This is a genomic window from Streptosporangium sp. NPDC000396 (assembly GCF_042898655.1).
Lineage (GTDB): Bacteria > Actinomycetota > Actinomycetes > Streptosporangiales > Streptosporangiaceae > Streptosporangium.
Genome location: NZ_JBIAZA010000043.1, coordinates 33,698 through 54,984, shown reverse-complemented (window position 1 = coordinate 54,984; position 21,287 = coordinate 33,698). Strand labels below are relative to the sequence as shown.

Below are 21,287 nucleotides of genomic sequence, written 5' to 3'. Positions count from 1 at the left end.
TATTTGAGTACTGTTCTAACCTGAGTGCTGTTCTCAACATTTCCGGAAGTCACGAGGGGTCGAGGGGGTGGCGGTGACCGCACGGGCCCGAACGGGCACGGACGAAGTCCCCACGGTCGAGACGCGCGGCGCCGGCCCCGTCCCCGGCGGGGAACGCCATGGCGGGCCGGCCCCCACCCTCGTCTACTACTTTGTGAATACAAGGGGGGACAGATCGTGAGATTGACACCAGCCGAGCGTGATCGGCTTCTGCTGTTCACGGCCGCCGAGCTGGCCCGCGGGAGACGCGCGCGCGGCTTGAGGCTGAACGTGCCCGAGGCCACCGCGCTGATCGCGGACACGGTCTGCGAGGCCGCGCGGGACGGGGCCCGGCTGGCCGAGGCGATCGAGGCGGGGCGGAACGTGCTCGGCCCCGACGACGTCCTGCCCGGCGTGGCCGATGTCGTCACCCAGGTGATGGTCGAGGCGGTCTTCGACGACGGCACCCGCCTGGCCGTGATCGCCGACCCGATCGGCGGCTCCCTGGGTGCCGAGGCGCCCGGCGCCGTGATCGAGACCGCGATCGAGACACCCGGGCATCCGGCGGGCGGCGCCGTCGCCGCCCACGCGGGCGCCACGACCCGCGCGGGCACGGCCCACACTGACGGAGTGGACGTGACGAGCGAGGCGGTCCCCGCCGGCGACGTGGCCGAGGTGGAGGTGACCAACACCGCGGCCGTGCCGATCAGCGTCACCTCCCACTTCCACTTCTTCGAGGTGAACCCCCGGCTCCGTTTCGACCGGGGTGCCGCCTACGGGCGCAGGCTGGCGATCCCCGCGGGCTCCACGGTGCGTTTCGACCCGGGCGAGAGCCGTACCGTCGAGCTGGTGCCGATCGGCGGCGCGCGGGTGGCGGTCGGGTTCGCAGGGCTGGTGGACGGCCCGCTGGACGCGCCCGGCGCCTTCGAGCGGGCCATGGAGAAGGCCCGGGCCTGCGGTTACCTGGACAGCGAGGTGACCCGGCGGGCCGGAATCGACGAGCGGCCGGCGAAAGCGAGCGACCTGTGAGCGTGTACGGCCCGCGCAAGGGCGACCGGGTGCGGCTCGGCGACTCCGGCCTGGTGGTCGAGGTCGAGCACGACTCGCAGAAGGCCGGGGAGGAGTTCCTCGCCGGGTTCGGCAAGACCGCGCGCGACGGCCTGCATCTGAAGGCCGCCTCCATCAGGGAGACCTGTGACCTGGTGATCAGCAACGTGCTGATCCTCGACCCGATGCTGGGCGTGCGGACCGCGTCGATCGGCGTGCGCGAGGGACGGATCCACGCCGTCGGCCGGGCCGGGAACCCCGACACCCTGGACGGCGTGGAAGTGGTGGTCGGCACGGGGACCACGATCGTGTCCGGCGAGGGGCTGATCGCCACGGCGGGGGCGATCGACACCCACGTGCACCTGCTCAGCCCGCGCATCATGGAGGCCTCCCTCGCCTCCGGCGTCACCACGATCATCGGCCAGGAGTTCGGGCCGGTCTGGGGTGTCGGGGTGAACTCGCCGTGGGCGCTGCGGCACGCGTTCAACGCCTTCGACGCCTGGCCGGTGAACATCGGGTTCCTGGCGCGCGGTTCGTCCTCGCACGAGGCCCCTCTGGTGGAGGCTCTGGTCGAGGGCGGCGCGAGCGGCTTCAAAGTGCACGAGGACATGGGGGCGCACACCCGCGCGCTGGACACCGCGCTGCGGGTGGCCGAGGAGCACGACGTGCAGGTGGCCCTGCACACCGACGGCCTGAACGAGTGCCTGTCGGTGGAGGACACCCTCGCCGTCCTTTCCGGCCGGACGATCCACGCCTTCCACATCGAGGGCTGCGGCGGTGGTCACGTGCCGAACGTGCTGAAGCTGGCCGGGGTGGCCAACGTCATCGGCTCCTCCACCAACCCGACGCTGCCCTTCGGCCGGGACGCCGTCGCCGAGCACCACGGAATGATCGTCTCGGTGCACGGGCTCCGGCCCGAGCTGCCGGGAGACGCCGCGCTGGCCAGGGACCGGATCCGGGCGGGCACGATGGGGGCCGAGGACGTGCTGCACGACCTCGGGGTCATCGGCATCACCTCCTCCGACGCGCAGGGCATGGGCCGGGCGGGTGAGACGGTCCGCCGGACGTTCGCCATGGCCGGGAAGATGAAGGCCGAGCTCGGGGTGCCGGAGCGCAACGACAACGAGCGGGTGCTGCGTTACCTGGCCAAGCTGACGATCAACCCGGCCATCGCCCACGGCCTGTCCCACGAGATCGGCTCGCTGGAGCCGGGCAAGCTGGCCGACGTCGTCCTGTGGCGGCCGGACCACTTCGGCGCCAAGCCGCAACTGGTGCTGAAGGCCGGATTCCCCGCCTACGGCGTGACCGGAGACCCGAACGCCTCCACCGACACCTGTGAGCCGCTGGTGCTTGGCCCGCAGTTCGGCGCGTACGGCGCGACCGCCGCGGACCTGTCGGTGGCCTTCGTCAGCGGGGCCGCCGCGGACGCGGCCAACGACCACATGACGACCCGCCGCCGCCGCGTCGGCGTGCGCGGCACCCGCGGCATCGGCCCCGGGGACCTGGTCCGCAACTCCCGGCTCGGGTCCGTCCAGGTCGACGCCCTCGGCCAGGTCACCCTCGACGGCGACCCGATCCGGTCGGCTCCGGCCGACTCGGTCTCGCTCACCCGCCTGTACTTCCTCTGACCTGCATCTCTCTCCCAGAAGGAGCATCGACGTGTTCTTCATGCCGCCGGAGTGGCACCCGCACGACCGCACTTGGATGTCCTGGCCGGTCGCCAACTACGCGCTGACCAACCCTGAGGCCACCTATCGCGCCTGGTCGAGCGTGGCCAACACGATCGTCCGCTACGAGCCGGTCACCATGGTGGTCGACCCGGGTGAACGCGAGTCGGCCGCTCGCTGGCTCGCCCCCGAGGTCGAGGTGATGGAGCAGCCGCTGGACGACTGCTGGATGCGCGACAACGGCCCGACCTTCCTGCTGGACGGCGAGGGCGGCCTGGCCGGGGTGGACTGGACCTTCAACGGGTGGGGCTGGCACGCCCACGCCAAGGACGACCTGGTCGCCGGGGCCGTCCTGGAGCGGGTGGGCGCCAGGAGGTTCCGCTCGGAGATGGTCAACGAGGGCGGCGGCATCCACGTGGACGGCGAGGGCACGGTCATCGTCACCGAGACCGTCCAGCTCGGCGACAAGCGCAACCCCGGCTGGACCAGGGAGCAGGTGGAGGCCGAGCTCGCCGCCCGGATCGGCGTGGAGAAGGTGATCTGGCTGCCGCGCGGTCTCACCGCCGACTACGGCAAGTACGGCACCAGCGGTCACGTGGACCTGCTCGCCTCCTTCGCCCGTCCCGGCCTGGTGCTGTGCCACGTCCAGCCCGACCCGGCCCACCCGGACTACGAGGTCACCCGGGAGAACCTGGCGATCCTGCGGTCCTCGACCGACGCCAGGGGCCGTCGGCTGGAGGTCGTCGAGCTGATCGCCCCGGAGACCCGCGAGGTGGACGGGGAGCTGGTCGACTACTCCTACATCAACCATTACCTGGCCAACGGGCTGGCTCTGCTGTGCTCCTTCGACGACCCGCGCGACGCCGCGGCGGCCGAGATCTTCGCCAGGCTCTTTCCCGGGCGAGCCATCGAGTCGATCGACGCCCGCGGCATCTTCGCCCTCGGCGGCGGCATCCACTGCATCACCCAGCAGCAGCCTCGGCCTTGACCGGATCCGCCCGGCACGACTCCGTGCCGGGCGGATCTATCCTGGTTTGTCCAGAGCGCTGTCCGGATCTGGCCACCCAAGTAAATAGATCTTGTCAATCTGGGCGATTAATGCGAATACTTGCGATTTGTTCTTATTACGCAAGAGAGGCATGCAATGAAGCACGTCATTGTTCACAAGCCCGGTACGGTCGCGCTCAGCGGGGCCGCCAGCCCCAAGCACGTCGGCTGAAACCGAAAACGCAGAAATCGGCGCCCAGAAATGGGCGCCGCCCTCCCGGAACGACATAGACATAAAGGAGACCGGTGAGTCGGGGACCGTTCCCAGCAGAAAACCCGTCCCTTCCCCCCCTGCTCCTGCCTCCCGTGGACGCCGACCGGCGGCTGCGCGGGCCGTACACCGCCGGGGGCGCGATCGCCTCGGCCCTGGCGTCCATCGCCCGGCCGGAACTGGTGGCCCGATATGACATAGAGCTGCGTGCCATGGCTCCCGACATGCACGAGCTGATACCCGCAAGGCGCCGGTCGCTGGCCTCCCACCTGCCCAGGGCGGAGCGGATCCTCGTCCACGCGCCCCGCCGTACGCTGCGCCTGTCCAACGGATTCGCCGAGTTCGTCCGTGGGCATCTGGCCGACACCGGGCCGCGGACGCTCGTCGTGGAGAACATGCACGAGGCCGATCCCACCGACCGCGAGCTGCTGGCGGTGCTACGGCGGCGGATCGACCCCGGACTGCTGACCGTCGTGGCCGGCGAGCACGGCGTGTCCGACGAACCCCTCAGCCCCGAGGAACACGACGCCCGGGCCGACGAGCTGGAACGCGAGGGGACGATCGGCGCCCGACTCGGCGCGATCCCCTACCACCGCGAGCACGGCACCGATCCGCGCAAGGCGGTGGAGGCCTTCCGCTTCGCGATCGAATGGTGCCTGGACGCCGGCTGCCACGACGCTGTGGCGGAGCTGGGCCTGCGCGCGCTGCCGCTGACGGACCCGGCGGCCGAGCCCGAGACCTGGTGGCGGCTCCTGCACAGCACCGCGACCGCGCTCGGCGCGCTGGAACGCGAGGAGGAGGCCGAGGCCCTGTTCGACCTGGCCAGGCGCGAAAGCATCTCCCCCGCCACGCACGCGGCCGCGGCCTATTCCACCGGGATGCTGAAGGTCCGCCACCACGATCCGGCCCGGCGCGACCTGAACGCCGCGCTGGCCTGGGTGAACCAGGCGATAGCCATCTCCACGCTGCTGCCCGACCCGCGCGAACGGGCGTTCAAGCTCGGTTTCGACCTCAACGGCCGGGCCCTGGTGGAAGTACGGCTCGGCCGCCCCGCGAAGGCCCTGGAACTCGTCCAGCAGGCGGTTGACCTGACCGGCCGGCTGCTCCCGGACGAGCACCCGATCCACCGGATGGTGCTGCTGGCCAACCGGGCACAGCTCGCCATCATGCTGGGCCGTCCGGAGGACGCGCTGGAAGACCTGGACGCGGTGATCGCGGCCGATCCCGGCTATCCCGACTACTACATCGACCGCGGCAACCTGCTGCACAGGCTGGGCAGGCTGGACGCGGCGATCGCCGACTACGAGACGGCGATGCGGGTCGGCCCGCCCTTCCCCGAGCCGTACTACAACCGGGCGGAGATCCGCTTCTCCACCGGGGACCACCGGGGCGCGCTCACCGACCTGGACCACGCGCTGGAGCTGGATCCGGAGTTCGTGGACGGGCTGGCCAACCGGGCCGGGCTGCTGGTGGCGCTCGGCGAGTACGCCAGAGCCAGGACAGACGTGGAGACCGGACTCGCGCTCGATCCGCTCAACCCGTACCTGCTGTGCGCGCTGGGCCAGGTCGAGATGGCCGAGGGCCGCCCCGGGCAGGCGCGGGCCGCCTTCGACCAGGCGCTGGAGCGTTCCCCCTCGCTGGCGGCGGCCTGGGCCAACCGGGGGATGCTGGCGTTCGAGACCGGCGACCCCGAGGGCGCGATCGCCGACTTCACCCGCGCGCTGGAGCCGGGCGCCGACCCCGCGCTGCTGTTCAACCGGGCGATGGCGCTGCGCGCCGCCGGGCGGGAGGAAGAGGCGAAGGCCGATCTCACGCGGGCCATGGAGCTCGCCCCGGACGACGACGACATCCGCCAGGCCCTGAAGTCCTGACCCCGGGCGCCCGGCGGGATCGCGGGGCGGAACGGCGGGTCCGGCGGGCAAAGAGCACGGAGAATGCCCTGGATTCAGCTGAAAATAATCCATCAGCTCTTACGACAGCCAGCCAAACCAGCCAAACCAGCTAAACCAGTCGATTAACCATAAATCCCAATTAGCTGTGAATAGTGGAATAGGGGTTGCGCCACCGGCGAGGCATCGTTCAAAAGGCATTCGCCGGCGCGGGCCCGGAGAAACCTCGATCACCGGGGAGTGATCGCCCCATATCCCGCGGGTGGCCAGACCACCTCCCGGATCTCCGCTCCCCTCCCCCGCGAGGATCAGCGAAGCGAGCCGCCGAGATACCGCTCGGCCAGTTCACAACTGCCCTCGGTGTAGCCGGAGCCGAGCTCGGCGGCGATGTCCACGCCGGTGTGGGTGCCGATCCAGGCGACCAGCAGCAGGCGGCGGAACATGATGAACGTCCAGATCTCGGCCTCGTCCTCGACCGACAGGTCCAGCACGGTCCGATAGCCCCGAACCCAGGCGTGGACCATCTCGGGAACCTGGGGGTGGTCTTCGATGAAGCTGACCGCGGCGGCCAGGTCGTAGAGGTACCACCCGAAACCGCAGTCGTCGAAGTCGATGACGCTGGGCGGCTCCTCACCCACCACCAGCAGGTTGGCCAGGCGCAGGTCGGCGTGGATCAGGCCGTAGCGATCGGCGCCCCGGCCGAATCGGCGCAGCCGCCCGCGAAGCTCCCTGTCGAGCCGGCCGAGTACGGCCCGCGACTCGGAGTCCATCCCCAGGCCGTCCTGCCAGCGTCCCCACCGCGACTCGGCGCCGAGGGCCGCGCCGTAGTCCCAGTGGAAGCGGGTGAACCCGGCCGGTCGCCGCCAGCCCCGCGCGTGCCGGTGCATCCGCGCGGTGATCGCGCCGAGCCGCTCGAAGCCGGGCACCAGCCGGTCCTGCGGCGGCTCGGCCCCGGGCAGGAACTCGAACATCACGCAGTCACGGGGCCACCTGCCGGGGACGGTCAGCACCCGGGAGCCGTCGGGGGCCGGGATCACCCTGGGGGTCCGCACCCCGGCCTCCTCCCGGAGCGCCTCCAGCCAGGCGAGCTCCGAGAGGATCGCCGGGGTGGAGTGGTAGCCGAGACGGTGCACCCGCAGGATGGACCGCGTTCCGGTGGCCGGGTCGTCCACCCGGTAGGTGGCGTTCTCCGACACGTTGATCAGCGTGACCTCGGCCTCGGGCAGGCCGTGGATCCGCGCCGCCTCACGGGCGACGCCGTGCACGCCGTCCAGCACCTCGTCCCCGGCGGACAGATCGTGGATCCGCGCCGCCTCACCGGCGGCACCGCGCACGCCGTACGGCACGGCGCCCCCGGCGGACAGGTCGTCGGCCTGCATCGGTCCTCCGTGTACGTCGCGCGAAGGTCCGGATCTTATCCGAGACCTCGCCCCGCGCGGCGGCGAGGGGTGCCCCGAAGCGCGTCCGTCACTCCCCTGCGGCCTTCCTGGACTCGGCCGCCGCCCAGAGGAAAACGCCCTGGGCCATCAGCGACGCCTCGGTCTCGGCGCGGGCGGCGAAAACCTCGGCCCGGATCCGGTGCATGCCCGCATCGCCGGGGGCGGCGAGCGCCGCCATCTCCGCCAGGTGCCCGGCCAGCCGCTGGTCCCCCGCCGCCAGAGCCTTCAGCGCCGCCTCGCCCAGCTTCGCCGCACCACCCGCGAGCTCGGCCACGGCCATGGCGAGCACGCCGTCCGGGGCGGGCTTGAGGTTGGCCGGGTTGCCGTCGTACCAGCCCCCGTACAGGCGCCAGATGTTGCGCACGACGAACTCGGGCTCGTCGTAGTGCGGCCGCAGGTACGGCCGGTCGGCGAGGCGCGCGGGCGGCTTGACCGCCTGCATGATCGCATCCAGCCTGGCCCCCTCGTTGAGCATCGCCAAGGTCTGCTCGACCAGGCTCTCCAGCCACTCCGCCGTCTCCAGGAGCGCCTGCTGAGCCCGGTCCGCGCCGAAGATCGGGGCGCCGTGGCTGGGCAGGATGATCTCGGGGTTCAGCGCGGCCATCCGGCGGAGCGCGACCGCCCACTCGCGGGGGTAGCGCTGGACCTTCTGCGGGTTCCCACAGTTCGGCGTCAGCCAGATGAACAGGTCACCCGGCATCAGCACCCGCTGCTCGGGCAGGAACCCGATGGTGGCGTCATCGGTCTCGCCCTTGCCGTGGAAGAGCTCGATGGTCGCGCCGCCCGGGCGCACGGTCAGGTCCTCTCGGTAGCTGACGTCCGGGTAGCGATACTCGCCCGGCCAGGAGAGGTCGTCCACCCGGAACTGCCTGCGGTTGATCACCGCGTTGTAGCCCCGGGTCATGAGATAGCGGTCGAAACGGTCCGTGACGGCCTCGTGTGCGATCACCGTGGGCCGGGGCCGCCCCGCCGCGTCCGCCTCTGCATCGAACGGTCCCACGCCGGAGACGTGGTCGATGTGGCCGTGGGAGTAGATCGCGGTCGTGACCGGATCCGTGGTCCACGCCCGCACCTGCCGATGGAGCCGATCGGCGTCGAAATCGATGCCGGTGTCGAAGAGCGTGGTCTCCCCGCTCCCCCGCACGACGATCGTGTTGCCGAATCCGCCACGAAAGCCCACGCCGTCGACGACCTCGACGACCCCGTGCTGAGAGAGATCTCCCCTCACGATGTCATCGACGGCCTCCCCGCTCCAGACCTGGTCGGCGTATTCGACGATGTCCATCAGGCGACTCCTCCGTTGATCTTCTTCTTGTCACGCTCGGGATTGACGGTCAAGGCCGCGACCACGCCGCCGATGACCATGAGCAGCCCGGCGATGGTGAACGCCGCGCCGAAGCCGGTCGCCGCGTCGGCGGCGCGCTGCACCACCGCGCCGGTCAGCACCGGTGCCACCGCCCCGGCGGCGGTGGCGATCGCGGTGGTCGTACCCAGCACCGCGCTCCGCTGCGCGTCGGGGGTGAGTTCGGCGTTGCCCGCCTGAGTGAGGGGGAAGGCGATGTAGCCCGCCGATGCCGACAGCGTCAGCAGCAGCAGGTGCGGCACCGCATCGTCCACCAGGGTCATCGCGACCATGGCCACTCCGCCGGTGGCGACCGCGCCACCGGCGACCAGACCGCGAGCGACACGGCTGGACACCCCTCGCCTGAGGAACCGCTGGGTGAGAAAGCCGGTGCCGAGGATCACCGCGAGCCCCGCGGTGTGCCAGACGACCGAGAGCAGGCCGACCTCGGTGAGCGAGTAGCCCTTGACCTGCTGCAAATACTGCGGGAACCAGGTGAGGGAGAGCGCGAGGGTCCAGTACACCGTGAACGTGGCCAGCGTGCCGCCGACCACGGTGCCGTTGAGCAGAAGCTTCCGGTACGGCACGCGGGGCCCGGCGGAGGCTCCCCCGCGCACGCCGTACGGGCCCTCGCCGCCCAGGCGCAGCCAGAGGACCAGCCAGACCAGGCCCGTCACGGCGGTGAACCCGAACGCCCAGCGCCAGCCGTACTCGGTGATGATCACCGTGAGAATCGGCACGCCGATCGTCACACCCAGCCCCGCCCCGAGGGTGAGCACGCTGGCGGGCAGGTTCCGCTCGCGGTCGGGGAACCAGGTGAACGCGGCGTGGTTGGAGATCGCGTAGGCGGGACCCTCGGCCGCGCCGAGCGTGATCCGGGTGAGGAACAGCACGCCCGCCCCCGCCGCGGGGATCAGCATCGGCAGCTGCGACACGCTCCAGCCGATCATCATTCCGGTCAGGATCCATCTGGAGTCGATCCGCGTGGCCAGGCCGCCCACGACGATGCCGGAAACGCTGAACAGCAGGTAGAACGCGCTGCCGATGGCACCGAACTCGGTCGCGGTGAGATGGAGCTCGGCGGTGAGGGCACCGCCCGCCAGCCCGAGCACGGCCTTGTCCATAAAGTTGATCAGCATGAACGCCAGCAGCATGGCGACGACCGTCCAGGCCCGCCGCCGGTCGGTGACCGGGGTGCCGGACACCGCGGTGGTAGTCATCACACCCTCCATAGATCGACACGCCGGGAGTTCCCTCACTTTGCTGGGCGGATGCGGTGCGGGCAATCACCTGCGGTCCACCGTCGGGGCCCATGAATTGTGAGATGTCACAATCTGCGTCATGTCTTCTCACGACCCGGTCCTCACCGCGGCTCTCATCGCGGCCCGCTGCGAGCCGCAGATCAACGGGCTGACCCGGCAGATCGTCGCCGAGCAGCGATCCTCCATCCCGGACGCCGCGGCTCTGCCGTCCTCGATGCTGGACGTCGAGATGGCCTCGACCGTCCGGCACGGGCTCCGGCTGTTCCTGAGATTCGTCCAGGGAAAGGTCCCTTCCGACCGGGACATGCGGCTGTTCCGCGAGCGGGCGGCCCAGCGCATGGCCGAGGGCGTGCCGCTCGCCACCATGCTCGGCGCCTACCTGATCGCTTACCGGGCGATGTGGCGGGCGCTGTGCGCCGTGACGCTCCCCGGCGAGGAACACGGCCTGAGCCGGTTGGGTGAGATGATCTTCCTGACCCTGGAGCAGACCACCACCGCAGTCAGCGAGGCCTACCTGCAGGGGACGCTGCGCGCCGAGCGCGGCGAGGCGTTGCGCGCCGTGGCCGGGGCCCTGCTGGCCGGGCAGGAGGCCGACGACGTGGCGGCGCGGCACGGCGTCTCCCTGGAGCCCGGCTACCGCGTGCTCGCCCTGGTGCTTCCCTCCTCAGAGCATCCGGTGGCCGTACGGCGCCGCCTGCACGCCGCCCAGGCGGCGCTGGATCGGTTCGCCGGGCAGGCGGTGCTCACCTGGTTCGGTCCCGAGGGCGGCCACGCGCTGCTCCCGCTGCGCCTGTCCTTCCCCGCGCCCCAGCTGGCCCGCCACCTCGCCGACGGCGGCATCCCGATCCACGTCGGGGTGAGCGTGGCCGAGCGGCGGGCGGGCATCCCCGCCGCAGCCCGGCAGTCCACCAGGATCGCCGAGATCGCCCGGACGAGCGGGCGCCCTCAGAGCCTGTACGAGCTCCGCGACGTGCTGCTCGACTTCCACCTGAGCGCCCCCGGCGCCAGCGGCGCGGAACTGTCCGGGCTGCTCGACGTGCTCGACGCCGTGCACATCGAGACGCTGGAGGCCTACTACGCCACCGACTTCGACCGCCGCGCCACCGCCCGGGCGCTCAACGTTCACCCCAACACCGTCGACAACCGTCTCACCCGCATCAGCACCCTGCTCGCCGCCGACCTGCGCACCGCCCGCGGCATCATGCTGATCGGGACCGCCCTCACCGCCCGCAGGCTGGCATCGCGGGGTTGACGCCGCGGTCATCGGGCGTCCCGGCGTAGCAAGAGGGTCAGTTCGGCGGTGAGGGGCGCCTCACCTGGCAGATCAGCTTGATAGAGCGCGATCCGGGCATGTGTGCCGTGCTCTTGACCGAAGACCTTGATGAGCAGGTCGGACGCCCCGTTGAGCGCCGCGGGCGCCTGAGCGAAGCCGGGGGTGCAGTTGACGTAGCCGGCAAGTCGCACGACCCGGTCCACCTTGTCAAGGCTGCCCAGCTCGGTGCGGGCCATGGCAAGCAGGTTGATGGCCACCAGCCGGGCGGAGGCGTATCCCTGCTCGACGGTGAGGTCCCGGCCGAGCTTGCCCGTGATGGGAAGAGTGTCGCTGCCGTCAGGCCTTTTGACGGTCCCGTAGGTCCCTGAGACAAACAGGAGGTCGCCGGCGCGCACAGCATGTCGAAACCGTCCGATCGGTTCCGGTGGCCGCATATCACTCAGACCGAGACGGGCCAGCGTCTGCTCAGGGGTGCTGTTACTCGGAGTCGTGGAAGACATGCATACCATCTTCCGTATGAACGAGCGTTCGAGAAGCGGTGACGGGGGAAAGCGACGGCTTGATGCCATAGATGAGGAAATCCTCAGCCTCCTCGAGCGAAATGCTCGTCTCAGCTACGAGGAACTCGGCCGGCGAGTGGGATTGTCCTCCAACGCCTGCCGCAACCGGGTGGCCGGCTTGGTCGGTTCCGGAGTGATCCGGGGGTTCCACGCCGATGTCGACCGAGACGCGGAAGGCGCACCGGTACACGCGCTCCTTGAATTGCGGGTCCGGCCCGGCGGCCACGGGCCCCCGGTGGAGCGTTACCTACTGGATCTGCCGGGCGTGCAGCTTCTCGAACACCTCGCCGGTCCGGTGCACTACAGCCTCCGAGTGCGTGTGCCGGATCTGCGGGCACTCGACGATCTCATCCAGCAGGTCCAGGCATGCGGACATGTGGAATCCACCAATACGCGGATCGTGACCAGGCAGTTATGGCCAAAATAACCGGAATCCAATAAATAGAACTTATTACAACCGATGACCTGTAAAAATGCTGCTCAGCTCACTCTGTCAGGACTTCTTAGACAGTTCTTCGGGAGCACGCCCTCGGGCGGCACGTGAAACCGGGCGCCGGTCAGATGACCCCCTTGCCCCGCAGGGCCGCGAGCTCTTCCGGCGACAGCCCGAGGGCGCCGAGGACCTCGTCGGTGTCCGCCCCGTGCGGGCGGCCGGTCCAGCGGATCTCACCGGGGGTGCCGGTGAGGCGGAACATCACGTTCTGCATCCGGACCGGGCCGAGCTCGGGGTCCTCGACGGTCGTGATCGCGTCCAGGGCCTCCAGCTGCGGATCGGCCATGATGTCGCGCACGTCGTAGACGGGGGCGACGGCGGCCTGAGCCTGCTCGAAGGCGGCCAGGACCTCCTCCCGGGTGTGGGCGGCCACCCAGGCGGCCACGGCGTCGTCCAGCTCGTCCGCGTGCGCGACCCGGCCCGACCCGCTGGCGAACCACGGCTCGTCGATCACCTCGGGGCGGCCGACCAGGCGCATCACGCGCTCGGCGATGCTCTGCGCCGAGGTTGAGACCGCGACCCAGGCCCCGTCCTTGCAGCGATAGGTGTTGCGGGGGGCGTTGCTGACCGAGCGGTTGCCGGTGCGCGGCGGGACGACGCCGAGCTGGTCGTAGATGGTGGGCTGAGCGCCGAGCACGGTCAGGATCGGTTCGATGATGGACAGGTCGACCACCTGGCCCCGGCCCGAGCGCAGCGCGGTCATCACCGCGAAGGCCGTGGCGAGGGCGCAGATGCCGTCGGCCAGGCCGAACGGCGGCAGCGTCGGCGGCCCGTCCGGCTCCCCGGTCATCGCCGCGAACCCGCTCATCGCCTCGGCCAGCGTGCCGAACCCGGGTCGCTTCGCGTAGGGGCCGAACTGCCCGAACCCGGTCACTCTCGCCAGCACCAGGTCCGGGTTGGCCCCGCTGAGGCGCTCGTAGGAGAGGTTCCACCGCTCCAGCGTTCCCGGGCGGAAGTTCTCGATCACCACATCGGCCTGCCGGACCAGCTCCACCAGCAGGTCCTGGCCCTCGGCCGTGGACAGGTCAAGGGTGATCGCGCGCTTGTTCCGGCCGAGCATCTTCCACCACAGCCCCTGCGGGCCGTGGCCGCGCGAGGGGTCGGGCTTGGCCGGGTGCTCGATTTTGATCACCTCGGCTCCGTAGTCGCCGAGCAGCATCGCCGCCATCGGCCCCGCGAACAGGGTCGCCAGGTCCAGCACGCGAACGCCGTCCAGGGCCTTCATCGGAACTCCTTGGGTGTGGAGACCCCGGGCTTCAGCCTCAGGGAGAACGTCAACGAACACCTCCGGGAAGGGGGACCCGGATCTCGGCCGGGAAAGGAACCGGCGACGCCCGGCGCGTCCTTGTTCGCACAGGGTCTCGCGCCTGTGCCGGACTCCGTGCCCGTGCCCGTGCCCGTGCCGGTACGGCGGGCGGTGTGACGGTCGTCAGGCATCGGAGCGGGCGAGGTCCCGGTCGATCTCGGCGCGGGTGGGCATGGAGGTGCTGGCCCCCTCCCGCTGCACGGACAGGGCCGCCGCGGCGGTGGCGAACCGGACGGCCAGGTCCGGAGGCCGCCGCTCGACGTGGGCGGCGGCGAGCGCCCCCACGAACGTGTCCCCCGCCGCCGTGGTGTCCACCGCCCGCACCTTGGGCGCCTCGACGTGCGTGGCGGGGCCGGTGCCGGGCGGGGCGGTGAGCGCTCCGCGCGACCCCAGCGTGATGATCACCCAGCCGACCCTGGCTCGCAGCTCCCGCAGCGCCTCCTGATGGTCGGCCCGCCCGGTGATCGCCGCGGCCTCGTGCTCGTTGGCGACCAGAATGTCCACGGCCTCCAGCAGCTCGTCGGGGAGCGGCTGGACGGGAGCGGGGGTGAGGATCACCGTGGTCCCGGCCGCCCTGGCCGCGCGGGCGGCGGCGGTGACCGCCTCGACGGGAAGCTCGAGCTGGAGGAGGAGCACGTCGGAGCGGGCGATGACCTCCAGGTCGGCCTCGGAGGGGACGGTCACGGTGCCGTTGGCGCCGGGGACCACGACGATGGAGTTGCCGCCCCGGCCGTCGACCACGATCTGGGCGATTCCAGAGGGGCCGGGGACGGGGCGCAGGCCGGTGACGTCGACTCCGGCGTCGGCCAGGGTCCGGCGCAGCTGGGGCCCGAAGGCGTCGTCGCCCACGGCGCCCAGGAAGGCCACCCGCGCCCCGGCGCGCGCGGCGGCGATGGCCTGGTTGGCGCCCTTGCCTCCGGGAACCGTGCGGAACGCGCGGCCGGTCACGGTCTCGCCGAGCGCGGGGGCGGTCTCGACGTAGGCCACCAGGTCCATGTTGGCGCTGCCGAACACCGAGATCATGATTCCTCCGCGGTGAGAGCGAGCGTACGGCTCGCCAGTTCGTCAAGACCGATGCCGTCGAACCCGGTGACGCTGCTGGCCAGCCGGTTCTCCAACGACCACTCGGGCGGGATCGCGGACGCGCCGCACAGCGCGCCGGCGATCGAGCCCACGGTGGCCCCCGCCGAGTCGGTGTCCCAGCCGCCCGCCACGGCCCCGGCGATGGAGGAGGTGAAGTCACCCCCGCCGTGGACCAGCGCGGCCGTGATCAGCGCGGCGTTGTTGACCGTGTGCACCCAGTGCAGGGCGCCGTGGCGCTCGTGGAGCCGGTCGAGGACCCGCTCGAAGTCCAGCTCCTCGCGCGCGTCCTGAGCCGCGCGCCGTACGGCGATGGCCAGCCGGGACCCCGGCGGAATCACGGCCAGGCCGGCGGCGACCACCTCGTCGACGGAGGAGGCCACCAGCGCGGTGGCGCACATCGCGGCCACGAACATGGAGCCGTAGATCCCGTTGGCGGTGTGGCTGAGCCGGGCGTCGCGGTGGGCGAACTCCGCCGCCGTCGCCGGATCGCCCGGGTTGACCCATCCGTAGACGTCAGACCTGATCAGAGCGCCGATCCACTCCCTGAACGGGTTGCGGAAGGTCGCGGTGTCGCCGGGACCGGCCCCGTCCCCGCGCTCTCCCTCCGGGCCGGGCGGTTCCAGGCCCGTCAGCAGGTTGCGGTAGGCGGCCCGCTCGGCGGTGAACACCCGGCCGCCGGGCAGCTCGTCCAGCCAGAGCTGTGCCACGTTCCCAGTGGTGAAGCCGCGGCCGTGCCGTTCGAGCAGGGCCAGGGCGAGCAGCGCGAAGTTGAGGTCGTCGTCCTCGGGGACGCCGTCGATGTTCTCGGCGAGGCTGTTGACCGCGCTCCGCCGGTTCCACGGCCACCGCGCGCCGATCTCGGCCGGCAGCCCTTCGGCGGTGAACCACCCCCGGATCGGCCAGTTGCCGGTCGCCTCGGCGATCGCCCTGATCCCCTCCCTGGGGATCTTCTCCACCGGTTTGCCCAGCACGCATCCGGCCGCCCGACCGCGCCACGCGCCGAGCAGCCGGTCCGGGTCCGGCGTCGCCCCGCCGGACCCGCTTCCGCTGGACGGCCACGCGGGGCAGGCCTCGACGATCTCCGCGAGGCCGGAGGGCTCGGGGAGCGGCGACGGGATCGCGGCGAGCTCGTCGAGCAGGTCCTCGGCCAGGCGGCGCAGCTCCGCCGGGGGCCGCTGCGGCGAGGCCCCCGCCCGGGCCGGGGCGTCGTGCCCTCCGGCGGCGTGCCAGCGTGCGGCGATCGCCCGTACCTCGCGGCCGTCCTCGGCGGCCTGGCGCAGCTCGTGGCCGACCAGGTCCTCCGGCTGCACCCAGGTCAGGCGGATCATCCGGCGTCTCCGGCGAGGGCGGCGAAGGCCGCCTCGTGGGCGCGGCGGCGCTCCAGGTCGGCGGCGTGGACACGGCGGGCGACGCGGGCCAGGGTGAGGCCGGGGGTGACGAGGTCGATGCGGCTGGCGGTGGAGATCTGCTCCAGCCAGTCGGCGGGGACGGCGTCGCGCCCGCCGAGCGCTCCGGCGATGGCGCCTCCCATGGAGGCGATGGAGTCGGCGTCCCGGCCGTAGTTGACGCCGCCGAGGACGGTGTCGCGGTAGCCGCCCTTGGCGATGAGCAGGAACGCCAGGGCGAGCGGGAGTTCCTCGATGCTGTGCAGGCGGCTCGGGCGCCGGGCGCCGAGGCCCTGGTCGCGGTAGGTGTCGGCGACGGTGTCGTAGGGCTTCATGGCGGCGCGCAGCCTGCCGAATGAGCCGTCCCAGTGGCCGAGGTCGCGGGCCGCGGAGCACACCGCGTCGATGGCCGCCTTCGTGCCGTCCCGCGCGAGCCGTACGCAGGTGGCGACCACCGAGTCGGCGGTCGCGCCCGGGCGCATCGCCTCGGCGACCGCGGCCGCGAGCACTCCGGCGGCCTCCCGGCCGTAGCTGGACTGGTGGGCGCCGGCCAGCTCGATCGCCTCGGCGTAGGCGGCGTCGGGGTCGGCGGCGTTCACCACGCCGACCGGCGCCATGTACATGGCCGCGCCGCAGTTCACGATGTTCCCCACACCCGCCTCGCGCGGGTCCACGTGACCGTAGTGCAGCCGCAGCACCAGCCACTTCTCCGCGAGGAAGACCCGCTGCAGCGGCAGCGCCTCCGTCTCCAGCTCGGGGATCCAGCGCTTGCCGCCCATCATCTCCGGCACCAGGTGGTCGGCCGCCGCGTAGGCGTCCAGGTGACCGCGGACCCGCTCGTAGACCCGGATCAGCGCGTGGGTCATCAAGGTGTCGTCGGTGATGTGGCCGTCGCCCTTGTGGTAGGGCGCGATGGGCCGGGCGTTGCGCCAGTCCTCGAAGAACGGGGGAACCACGCCCTCGACGTGTCCGCCGTAGCGTTCGTGGATCTGCTCGGGCGTCCAGCCCTCGGTGGCGCCGCCGAGGGCGTCCCCGACGGCGGCGCCCGCGACGCATCCGACGGCCCGGTCCTCTAAACCGCCCGCGACCACGCTCACCTGGCCGTCTTCGGCCGCGCCCGTCCGGGACGTGTCGTCTCCCGCCGCGGCGTGCTGTGCCGTCCCCGGCTCACCTGCTCCAGTCATGCCATCCATCCCCTCGCGATGTCCAGTAGATCCATGCCCGCAAGCTCGGGCAGGCAGCAGCCGGTCAGCACGGTGCTCCACCCCTTCGGCAGCGCGCCGTGACCGGTGAACGCGCCGGTCAGCGCACCGGTCAGCGCGGGCGCGGAGTCGGCCGCGACGGCCAGGCAGGCCGCGGCCGGTACGGCGGTGCGCGGTGAGCCGCCGGAGGCCTCCGCCAGCGCGAGGGCCACCGGGACCGTCTCGGCCGCGGCGACCCCGTAGCTGTAGACGTGGTCGAAGAGCACCGCGTCCAGCGCGGGCACCGCCTCGAACGGATCACCCGCCCGGCGCGCGGCCGCGAGCGCGGCACGGGCCGCGTGACCGATGACGGTGTCCTCGCCGAGCGCGTCCAGTGCGGCGTCCACGGCCTCGCCCATCGGCCCGCCGTCCACCAGGACGCCGATCGCCCGGGCGATCGCGACGGCGCCGAGCACGCCGTCGGCGGCGTTGGTGACCTGGGCGTCCGCCGTGGGGTCCAGTCCCGCGGCCCCGAAGGCGACCGCGCGCACGGCCGCCGCGTCGTCGAAGAAGTGTGGGTTGTCGTGGCCGCTGGCGGGCGGCCTGAGGCCCCGTTCGAGGTTGTCCAGCGCGGTCCGGACGGAGATCCGCGCCCTGATGTCCTCGCGGCCGGCGAGGGCGGTGAACGCCTCCGCGCGATCCTGGCCGATGGTGAGCACGGTCCAGGCGAGCCATTCGGCGTCGTCGGACGGCCCGATCGCCAGCGGCGCGACCGGCTGGTTGAGCGCGAACGGCACCGGCAGCGTGGTCACCCGGTGCTCCTCGGCGAAGGTGTCGAGCTCGCGGTGGAGCCTCCTGCTCCACGGCGCGTGCACCCCGGCCCGGTGCCGTGCCGACGGCCACCCCGCCGCGTCGCCGATCGCCAGCCCGGCGAACGCCCCCAGGACCCTGTCCCCCGACTTCATCGTCCTACGTCCCTTTCACCAGTTCGTCGGCCACGTCGAGCACGTGCCGCCCGGCGGTCACCGGCAGGCAGCGTCCCTCGGCCGGGCCGATCCGCCGCGCCCACCGCGACGGCACCGCCGCCTCACCGCGTCCCGCCCCGGACAGGGCGCCCGCGATCGCGGCGGTGGTGTCGGCGTCCCGTCCCAGATTCGCCGCGACCACCACGGACTCCTCGATCTCTCCCCCGCCCAGCAGGTAGGCGGCGAAGGCCAGGGCGACGGCTTCGGGGGCCAGGTCCGTCCACGGGTAGTGCCGCACCACGACCGCCTCGTGCAGCCGCCCGGCGATCTCGCGGGTGCCGGATCGGGAAGATCCGCAGTCGCGGACGACCTCCCGGGCGCGGCCGACGTTACGGGCGGTCCACGAGTCCTCCGGGATCACACCGAGACCGGCCGCGACCACCTCGTCCGGGGAGGCCCCCGTCATGGCGGCGGCCACCGCGCCGGCGACGGCACGGCCGCCGAGGATGCCCTCGCCCTCGTGGCTCACCCGGCCGTCGATCTCCACCAGGCGGGCGGCCTCGTCCGGGTCGCCCGCGGCGAAGACGCCGTACGGCGCCGCGCGCATGGCCAGGCCGTCCGACCAGCCGTGCCGGTGCCATCGGCCGGTCAGCGGCGGTTCGAGACCTTTGCGGAGCGCCTGGACGGTGCCGAGTTCGGAGAAGCCCGCGCCCTTCATGGGCCCGCCGACGGCGGGGATGATCTCCCTCCGGTAGGCCCGGGCGACGTCCTGGGAGGTCAGCGTGTGCCCGTACCGCACGAGCAGGGACGCCGCGAAGATCGTGTATTCGGTGTCGTCGGTGCCGCCGCCGTCGATCTCGGTCAGCCGGCCCCAGCGGGCCGCTATCTGCTCGGGAGAGAGGTTCTCCGCCGGGCGCCCGAGGGCGTCGCCGGCCGCGAGGCCGAGCAGACACCCCCGGGCGCGTCCCCGATGCGTCACGGTCACTTGTTGTAGCGCTCCAGCACCTTGTTGCCCTCGTCCGTCAGCCTCTTCGCCGCGTCGTCAAGGGTGATCTTGTTGGCGAAGAACTCCTGCAGCGTCGGGGTGGCCACCTTGCTCTTCCACTCGTCGAAGCCGTTGACCTTGAGGTACGGCGCGACGACGAGGTTCTTGGCCGACGCGGTCGCCACGTTCCAGCCGTTCTCCTCGGTGGTCATGGCCGGGTCGCTCGCGGCCTTGGCCGAGGTGGGCAGCAGCCAGTCGCCCTTGGCGAGCTTGGCCTGGTTGGCACCGTTCAGGAAGAAGGAGATGAACTTCATCGACTGTTCGGGGTGCTTGCTGTCGGCCGCGACGGACAGGGTCTGCGAGACCGCGCCCTGCTCGGCGGTGGTGCCCTTCAGCGGCGGGATGGTGATCCACTCGAAGCCGTCCGGAGCCTGCTCCACGACCTGCTGGCGCAGGTAGACACCGGCGGGCAGCAGCGCGTACTTGCCCGCGTAGAAACCGGGCAGCGGTTCGGCCGTACCCATGCCGAGGGCGGCCGGGTCGGCGGACTTGTCCTTGTAGAGCTGGTCGTGGATGCGCTGGAGCACCTCGCGCTCCCCGGCGCCGACCTTGACCGTCGTCTTGCCGCCATCGGTCTGGAAGAAGGTGCCGCCGAAGTTCAGGCCCAGGTTGAGCACCTTGTTGACCGGTGACTTCATCGGCCAGGCGACACCGTAGGCACCGTCCTTGGTGAGCTTCTTGGAGATCTCGGCGAACTCGTCCCACGTCCACGGGTTGTCCGGGGTCGGGATGCGCGCGCCCGCCTTGTCGAGCAGCTTCTTGTTGCCGATGATGACCTGCGACTCCTGCAGGAACGGCACGCCGTACACGCCCTGTCCGCCCTTGCCGTCGCCGAAGGTGACGGTGTCCCAGGCGGGCTGCGGGATGTCGCCCTTCAGGTCGGCGGGGACCTTGTCCTTCAGGTCCAGCAGGTAGCCGCGGCTGGCGAAGCCGGCCAGGGCCGGGGAGTCGTCGTGGATGACGTCCGGCGGGTCACCGGCCTCGAAGGAGGTGACGAGCTGGTCGTTGACGTTGTCCCAGCTGCCCTGGACGTATTCGACCTGGATCTTGGGGTTGGCCTTGTTCCATTCCTCGACGAGCTGCTTGTTGGCGGCGATCGCCTCCTTCTGCCAGGCGAGGCTCTGGAATTTGATCTTCACCGGCTCGTCGGGGGCGGCCGCGGGCTGTTGCGAAGCGCATCCGGCGGCCAGCACGAGGAGGCCTGCGGCCAGCCCGGTCCTCATACGCATATGACTTCTCCTATCGGGGGGTGGGGCTATCCCTTGACGGCCCCGGCCATCAGGCCGGACTTCAGCCGCCGCTGGATGACTGCGAAGAACGCCAGGCTCGGGATCGTGGCCAGGAGTGAGGCGGCGGCGAGCGGGCCGAGCCGAACGATCCCTTCGGCGCCGGTGAACTTCACCAGCGTCAGCGGGAGGGTCGCCACATCCGGGTCCTTGAGGACGATCAAGGCGAACAAGAACTCGTTCCAGGAGGAGATGAAGGCGAACAGCAGGGTCGCGACCACGCCGGGGGCGAGCAGCGGGGCGACGACGCTCAGCAGCGACCGCACCCGCCCCGCCCCGTCCACCGCGGCGGCCTCCTCCAGCTCACGCGGTACGGCGCGCACGTAGCCCTGGAGCATCCACAGCGCGAACGGCAGCGTGAAGGTGACGTGCACGACGGTCAGGCCGGTCAGCGTGTTCACCAGCTCCAGCCTGCGCAGCACCATGAACAGCGGGATGATGATCAGGATGAACGGGAAGATCTGGCTGACCAGCACCCACCCGATCGCGATCCGGTTGATCGCCGAGCGGTGGCGGGCCAGCGCGTAGGCGGCCGGTAGGGCCAGGACCACGGTGAGCACGGCGCTGGCCGCCGCGACGACGAGGCTGCGCGCCCCGCTGCCGATCAGATCCTGCTCGCCGAAGGCCTCGGCGAAGTTGGCGAGCGTCGGCGAGCGCGGGATCCACGTCGGATTCAGGCTCGCCATCTCCTGCGGCGTCTTCAGCGCCGTGGACAGCAGCCAGGCCAGTGGGAACGCCAGGAAGACGACGTAGCCGGCCAGGGCCAGATAGCGCAGTGCCTTGCCCAT

18 protein-coding genes are annotated in these 21,287 nt (G+C 71.6%); 6 read left to right on the top strand and 12 right to left on the bottom strand.

All coding sequences use genetic code 11. The features are described 5' to 3' along the window. Positions 1-24 precede the first annotated feature (24 nt). From ureA to ACFY2X_RS42875, 4 genes are all read left to right on the top strand, one after another. On the top strand, positions 25-1,047 hold the full coding sequence (gene ureA, locus ACFY2X_RS42890) for an urease subunit gamma (protein ID WP_389949787.1): 1,023 nt from the start codon (positions 25-27) through the stop codon (positions 1,045-1,047). Next, positions 1,044-2,693, top strand: a complete 1,650-nt coding sequence (locus tag ACFY2X_RS42885; protein ID WP_389949784.1) for an urease subunit alpha — start codon at positions 1,044-1,046, stop codon at positions 2,691-2,693. Before ureA ends, ACFY2X_RS42885 begins: the two co-directional genes overlap by 4 nt. Positions 2,694-2,733: 40 nt before the next feature. Continuing rightward, the gene (locus ACFY2X_RS42880) at positions 2,734-3,720 is read left to right on the top strand and encodes an agmatine/peptidylarginine deiminase (RefSeq protein ID WP_389949816.1); all 987 of its coding nucleotides are present in this window, start codon (positions 2,734-2,736) and stop codon (positions 3,718-3,720) included. A gap of 305 nt (positions 3,721-4,025) precedes the next feature. After that, on the top strand, positions 4,026-5,861 hold the full coding sequence (locus tag ACFY2X_RS42875; protein WP_389949781.1) for a tetratricopeptide repeat protein: 1,836 nt from the start codon (positions 4,026-4,028) through the stop codon (positions 5,859-5,861). Between the two features lie 326 nt (positions 5,862-6,187). Here the strand turns inward: ACFY2X_RS42875 and ACFY2X_RS42870 are convergent, their stop codons facing one another. From ACFY2X_RS42870 to ACFY2X_RS42860, 3 genes are all read right to left on the bottom strand, one after another. After that, a complete protein-coding gene (locus tag ACFY2X_RS42870) occupies positions 6,188-7,258 on the bottom strand; it encodes a phosphotransferase enzyme family protein (protein ID WP_389949779.1) in 1,071 nt (356 codons plus the stop codon). Between the two features lie 88 nt (positions 7,259-7,346). Continuing rightward, entirely contained in the window at positions 7,347-8,603 is a 1,257-nt protein-coding gene (locus ACFY2X_RS42865) for an alkyl sulfatase dimerization domain-containing protein (RefSeq protein ID WP_389949776.1), read from the bottom strand. Then, positions 8,603-9,880, bottom strand: a complete 1,278-nt coding sequence (locus tag ACFY2X_RS42860) for an MFS transporter (RefSeq protein WP_389949773.1) — start codon at positions 9,878-9,880, stop codon at positions 8,603-8,605. The genes ACFY2X_RS42865 and ACFY2X_RS42860 overlap by 1 nt, the downstream gene beginning before the upstream one ends. Positions 9,881-10,001: 121 nt before the next feature. Between ACFY2X_RS42860 and ACFY2X_RS42855 the strand changes: the two genes are divergently transcribed. Continuing rightward, positions 10,002-11,174, top strand: coding sequence for a PucR family transcriptional regulator (locus ACFY2X_RS42855; protein WP_389949771.1), 1,173 nt, complete (start codon positions 10,002-10,004; stop codon positions 11,172-11,174). Between the two features lie 8 nt (positions 11,175-11,182). On the opposite strand, the gene ACFY2X_RS42850 is transcribed toward ACFY2X_RS42855, so the two are convergent. Further along, positions 11,183-11,590, bottom strand: coding sequence for a RidA family protein (locus ACFY2X_RS42850; protein ID WP_389949769.1), 408 nt, complete (start codon positions 11,588-11,590; stop codon positions 11,183-11,185). 121 nt (positions 11,591-11,711) lie between these two features. On the opposite strand from ACFY2X_RS42850, the gene ACFY2X_RS42845 reads away from it, so the two are divergent. Next, positions 11,712-12,182, top strand: coding sequence for an Lrp/AsnC family transcriptional regulator (locus ACFY2X_RS42845; RefSeq protein ID WP_389949767.1), 471 nt, complete (start codon positions 11,712-11,714; stop codon positions 12,180-12,182). Positions 12,183-12,312: 130 nt separating this feature from the next. On the opposite strand, the gene ACFY2X_RS42840 is transcribed toward ACFY2X_RS42845, so the two are convergent. The 8 genes from ACFY2X_RS42840 to ACFY2X_RS42805 all read right to left on the bottom strand — a co-directional run bounded on the left by ACFY2X_RS42840 (position 12,313) and on the right by ACFY2X_RS42805 (position 21,287). Next, entirely contained in the window at positions 12,313-13,473 is a 1,161-nt protein-coding gene (locus tag ACFY2X_RS42840; RefSeq protein WP_389949764.1) for a CaiB/BaiF CoA transferase family protein, read from the bottom strand. Between the two features lie 204 nt (positions 13,474-13,677). Next, positions 13,678-14,577, bottom strand: coding sequence for a ribokinase (gene rbsK, locus ACFY2X_RS42835; protein WP_389949762.1), 900 nt, complete (start codon positions 14,575-14,577; stop codon positions 13,678-13,680). Beyond that, positions 14,574-15,965 (bottom strand): ADP-ribosylglycohydrolase family protein, encoded by a 1,392-nt coding sequence (locus ACFY2X_RS42830; RefSeq protein WP_389949759.1) that lies wholly within the window; start codon positions 15,963-15,965, stop codon positions 14,574-14,576. The genes rbsK and ACFY2X_RS42830 overlap by 4 nt, the downstream gene beginning before the upstream one ends. Then, complete coding sequence (locus ACFY2X_RS42825) at positions 15,962-17,206, bottom strand: ADP-ribosylglycohydrolase family protein (RefSeq protein ID WP_389949756.1); 1,245 nt, start codon at positions 17,204-17,206, stop codon at positions 15,962-15,964. The genes ACFY2X_RS42830 and ACFY2X_RS42825 overlap by 4 nt, the downstream gene beginning before the upstream one ends. After that, positions 17,203-18,168 (bottom strand): ADP-ribosylglycohydrolase family protein, encoded by a 966-nt coding sequence (locus ACFY2X_RS42820; protein ID WP_389949753.1) that lies wholly within the window; start codon positions 18,166-18,168, stop codon positions 17,203-17,205. The genes ACFY2X_RS42825 and ACFY2X_RS42820 overlap by 4 nt, the downstream gene beginning before the upstream one ends. A gap of 4 nt (positions 18,169-18,172) precedes the next feature. Continuing rightward, positions 18,173-19,153 carry an ADP-ribosylglycohydrolase family protein gene (locus ACFY2X_RS42815; RefSeq protein WP_389949750.1) on the bottom strand — a complete coding sequence of 327 codons (981 nt, stop codon included), beginning with the start codon at positions 19,151-19,153 and terminating at the stop codon, positions 18,173-18,175. After that, on the bottom strand, positions 19,150-20,442 hold the full coding sequence (locus ACFY2X_RS42810; protein ID WP_389949747.1) for an ABC transporter substrate-binding protein: 1,293 nt from the start codon (positions 20,440-20,442) through the stop codon (positions 19,150-19,152). Before ACFY2X_RS42810 ends, ACFY2X_RS42815 begins: the two co-directional genes overlap by 4 nt. A gap of 26 nt (positions 20,443-20,468) precedes the next feature. Beyond that, positions 20,469-21,287 (bottom strand): carbohydrate ABC transporter permease, encoded by an 819-nt coding sequence (locus ACFY2X_RS42805; protein ID WP_389949745.1) that lies wholly within the window; start codon positions 21,285-21,287, stop codon positions 20,469-20,471.

What these genes read in the sequence shown, in the direction of transcription:
- ACFY2X_RS42880 (WP_389949816.1), top strand. Translation starts at nt 2,734, where the DNA reads ATGCCGCCGGAGTGGCACCCGCACGACCGCACTTGGATGTCCTGGCCG.
- ACFY2X_RS42870 (WP_389949779.1), bottom strand. Translation starts at nt 7,258, where the DNA reads ATGCAGGCCGACGACCTGTCCGCCGGGGGCGCCGTGCCGTACGGCGTG.
- ACFY2X_RS42865 (WP_389949776.1), bottom strand. Translation starts at nt 8,603, where the DNA reads ATGGACATCGTCGAATACGCCGACCAGGTCTGGAGCGGGGAGGCCGTC.
- ACFY2X_RS42860 (WP_389949773.1), bottom strand. Translation starts at nt 9,880, where the DNA reads ATGACTACCACCGCGGTGTCCGGCACCCCGGTCACCGACCGGCGGCGG.
- ACFY2X_RS42855 (WP_389949771.1), top strand. Translation starts at nt 10,002, where the DNA reads ATGTCTTCTCACGACCCGGTCCTCACCGCGGCTCTCATCGCGGCCCGC.
- ACFY2X_RS42845 (WP_389949767.1), top strand. Translation starts at nt 11,712, where the DNA reads ATGAACGAGCGTTCGAGAAGCGGTGACGGGGGAAAGCGACGGCTTGAT.
- ACFY2X_RS42840 (WP_389949764.1), bottom strand. Translation starts at nt 13,473, where the DNA reads ATGAAGGCCCTGGACGGCGTTCGCGTGCTGGACCTGGCGACCCTGTTC.
- rbsK (WP_389949762.1), bottom strand. Translation starts at nt 14,577, where the DNA reads ATGATCTCGGTGTTCGGCAGCGCCAACATGGACCTGGTGGCCTACGTC.
- ACFY2X_RS42830 (WP_389949759.1), bottom strand. Translation starts at nt 15,965, where the DNA reads ATGATCCGCCTGACCTGGGTGCAGCCGGAGGACCTGGTCGGCCACGAG.
- ACFY2X_RS42825 (WP_389949756.1), bottom strand. Translation starts at nt 17,206, where the DNA reads ATGACTGGAGCAGGTGAGCCGGGGACGGCACAGCACGCCGCGGCGGGA.
- ACFY2X_RS42820 (WP_389949753.1), bottom strand. Translation starts at nt 18,168, where the DNA reads ATGAAGTCGGGGGACAGGGTCCTGGGGGCGTTCGCCGGGCTGGCGATC.
- ACFY2X_RS42810 (WP_389949747.1), bottom strand. Translation starts at nt 20,442, where the DNA reads ATGCGTATGAGGACCGGGCTGGCCGCAGGCCTCCTCGTGCTGGCCGCC.
- ACFY2X_RS42805 (WP_389949745.1), bottom strand. Translation starts at nt 21,287, where the DNA reads ATGGGCAAGGCACTGCGCTATCTGGCCCTGGCCGGCTACGTCGTCTTC.